The sequence below is a fragment of the Vibrio sp. R-1 genome (assembly GCF_035615595.1).
In the GTDB taxonomy this organism is placed as follows: domain Bacteria; phylum Pseudomonadota; class Gammaproteobacteria; order Enterobacterales; family Vibrionaceae; genus Vibrio; species Vibrio cholerae.
The window spans coordinates 1-880 of sequence record NZ_WPDC01000238.1 but is presented as its reverse complement, the minus strand read 5'-3'; the positions used below and the strand labels follow the sequence as shown (position 1 = coordinate 880).

1 protein-coding gene is annotated in these 880 nt (G+C 36.4%); it reads right to left on the bottom strand.

The genetic code is table 11. The annotated features are described in order from the left end of the window. Positions 1-857: hypothetical protein (locus tag GOU96_RS17850; protein WP_324702100.1), on the bottom strand; the 857-nt coding region annotated here is incomplete at its 3' end. Positions 858-880: the final 23 nt, after the last annotated feature.

Below are 880 nucleotides of genomic sequence, written 5' to 3'. Positions count from 1 at the left end.
GTTGATTCACGCTGCTGCTCTTTAAATTTATCGATTGAAGCTTGAATCGTTTTTTTTGACTCAAACTCTGGAATACAAGAATAGATCAGCCACTTATGAATAAGGCTAGGCTTCCCTTTGAAGGCAACAAATGAGCGTATTTTTGCGTACCGTTGAAGTTGTTTAGAGTCAGTATAGATATGAGTTATAACAAACGCTCTCTCGTAAGCCAAAAAATAATAAAACAGATACACATATGGTAGTAAAGATACCGACAACAACATCGGAACCAAGAAATCCCGGAATGTATCAACACTGATAAACTTACCTGGTTCGTTATATATATTTAAGATTGAGTCGATGAAAATCAAGGTTCCCATTATGGCTAAAATATAGTCCGATATTTTTTGTGCTTGCTTATACTCTGGTTTACCTTTGGCAAAAGCACTACAACACGCAAATAGTGTAGCTGTCGTTACTAGAAATAATTCCGTTATAAAGCCGTAAGAATGAAACGCTACTAGGAACTCAATTAGTACAATCAGCTTAACCTGAGAATTTAACGATGCTTTCAAGTACTCTTTGGGTTCGGTGATCTTAGTCGTATTCATAAGCTGAACAAAGCCAATAAACACAAACCACAGTATCGTATTTTTAAGTTGCCCTGCATTCCAAACATCGATGCTATAAAGTAAATATACGACAATTGAAATATATAAAATCAGAGTGCTAGTGGTTATCAGTATGGCTTTTTGGCAAAAGGACTTTAGGACTAACTCTATAGCAGGTAGAACCTCCTTACTTTTTATGGAAACCCAAATGAAGGCAACAATGACCAGAGTAGCGGTAGCTAACTCTCGATTATTAAAAATATCCAAATGCCCTCCTGAGCCTAAAAACG